Origin of the sequence: Flavobacterium difficile (assembly GCF_011392115.1) — a bacterium.
GTDB classification, from domain to species: Bacteria; Bacteroidota; Bacteroidia; order Flavobacteriales; family Flavobacteriaceae; genus Flavobacterium; species Flavobacterium difficile.
The window spans coordinates 1-2,500 of the sequence record NZ_JAAJBT010000015.1 but is presented as its reverse complement, the minus strand read 5'-3'; the positions used below and the strand labels follow the sequence as shown (position 1 = coordinate 2,500).

At 42.5% G+C, this 2,500-nt stretch carries 1 tRNA gene and 1 rRNA gene; both read right to left on the bottom strand.

The features are described from left to right. Positions 1 to 15 precede the first annotated feature (15 nt). A tRNA-Ile gene (locus G4D72_RS13215) sits at positions 16 to 89 on the bottom strand. Positions 90 to 184: 95 nt separating this feature from the next. Continuing rightward, positions 185 to 1,700, bottom strand: a 16S ribosomal RNA gene (locus G4D72_RS13210). Positions 1,701 to 2,500 lie beyond the last annotated feature (800 nt).

Below are 2,500 nucleotides of genomic sequence, written 5' to 3'. Positions count from 1 at the left end.
TTAAAACAAAATTTGTAGTCCCGCCCAGACTCGAACTGGGGACCCCTACATTATCAGTGTAGTACTCTAACCAGCTGAGCTACGAGACTCTGTTTTGTTTTATTGTATTATTTGAACTAACAGCAAGAGTAAATCTCTTATTCATATTATAATTGAAACCTAAATGACTATCTTATGTCTCTAGAAAGGAGGTGTTCCAGCCGCACCTTCCGGTACGGCTACCTTGTTACGACTTAGCCCTAGTTACCAGTTTTACCCTAGGCAGCTCCTTGCGGCGACCGACTTCAGGTACCCCCAGCTTCCATGGCTTGACGGGCGGTGTGTACAAGGCCCGGGAACGTATTCACCGGATCATGGCTGATATCCGATTACTAGCGATTCCAGCTTCACGGAGTCGAGTTGCAGACTCCGATCCGAACTGAGACCAGTTTTGAAGATTCGCTCCTTATCACTAAGTGGCTGCTCTCTGTACTGGCCATTGTAGCACGTGTGTGGCCCAAGGCGTAAGGGCCGTGATGATTTGACGTCATCCCCACCTTCCTCACAGTTTACACTGGCAGTCTCGTTAGAGTTCCCGACATGACTCGCTGGCAACTAACGACAGGGGTTGCGCTCGTTATAGGACTTAACCTGACACCTCACGGCACGAGCTGACGACAACCATGCAGCACCTTGAAGATTGTCTTGCGAAAGGTCTGTTTCCAAACCGGTCAATCCCCATTTAAGCCTTGGTAAGGTTCCTCGCGTATCATCGAATTAAACCACATGCTCCACCGCTTGTGCGGGCCCCCGTCAATTCCTTTGAGTTTCATTCTTGCGAACGTACTCCCCAGGTGGGATACTTATCACTTTCGCTTAGCCACTCAGATTGCTCCGAACAGCTAGTATCCATCGTTTACGGCGTGGACTACCAGGGTATCTAATCCTGTTCGCTCCCCACGCTTTCGTCCATCAGCGTCAATATATTAGTAGTAACCTGCCTTCGCAATTGGTATTCCATGTAATCTCTAAGCATTTCACCGCTACACTACATATTCTAGTTACTTCCTAATAATTCAAGTTTAACAGTATCAATGGCCGTTCCATCGTTGAGCGATGGGCTTTCACCACTGACTTATTAAACCGCCTACGGACCCTTTAAACCCAATGATTCCGGATAACGCTTGCATCCTCCGTATTACCGCGGCTGCTGGCACGGAGTTAGCCGATGCTTATTCATACAGTACCGTCAAGTTCGGACACGTCCGAGTGTTTCTTCCTGTATAAAAGCAGTTTACAATCCATAGGACCGTCTTCCTGCACGCGGCATGGCTGGATCAGGCTTGCGCCCATTGTCCAATATTCCTCACTGCTGCCTCCCGTAGGAGTCTGGTCCGTGTCTCAGTACCAGTGTGGGGGATCTCCCTCTCAGGACCCCTACCCATCATCGCCATGGTAAGCCGTTACCTTACCATCTAGCTAATGGGACGCATACTCATCTTTTACCGTTGGAACTTTAATAATCAAATCATGCGATCCGAAAATACTATGAGGTATTAATCCAAATTTCTCTGGGCTATCCCTCTGTAAAAGGTAGATTGTATACGCGTTACGCACCCGTGCGCCGGTCTCAAGGAAGCAAGCTTCCTCTACCCCTCGACTTGCATGTGTTAAGCCTGCCGCTAGCGTTCATCCTGAGCCAGGATCAAACTCTTCATCGTAGATTTTTTAAGATATCACTATCTAATTATTTTATCGACGATAATCATTTTGCTAGGTATTCAATTCTTTATAATACTCGAAAAAGATATTACTCTTATTCTTATATGCTGTCAATCCAATATGTCTATGAACTTGTCTTCTCTTATTTATCACCTCAACTTCGAGCGATGCTCTCTGTGTTAGCGGGTGCAAAAGTAGAACCTTTTTTTTAATTACCAAAACTTTTTGAAACTTTTTTTTGAGAAAATTTTCATCCCGTTTTAATCAATCATTATTTGTAAGAACTCCCTCTCTTGCGGGGTGCAAAGATAACATCTTTATATTTTAATTTCCAAATCTTTTTTCATCTTTTTTTAAAAATGTTTTTCCGATTTGTTTATCATTATACACTAGAACGTCTCTCTCATTGCGGGTGCAAAACTAGTACTTTAATTCGTAATTCCTAACAATTATTTAATCTTTTTTTAAAGTATTTTGTTGTCAATTGGTTTGCAATAAGTTACAAACTAAAGTTTTTTAATCCCTTTTAAACAAATGCGAAATTTTTACCCATTTATTAGACCTCATACAGCATCTCATGTCGGAAATTAATTTTATAAATCTAAAATTTCCAGCAAAACAACTCCTTTTTCTAAGCATTTATATAAACTCAACTCTCAAAACCATCCCGAAACAGCCTTTTAAAACTAAATTTTATTCTAAAAACAAAACCCATAGCCCTGATAGTAGCGGCATCTTTTTACAAAAACACCCGAAAGGTTATTAAACTTTCGGGTGGGATTGTAAAAAATATAGCGGA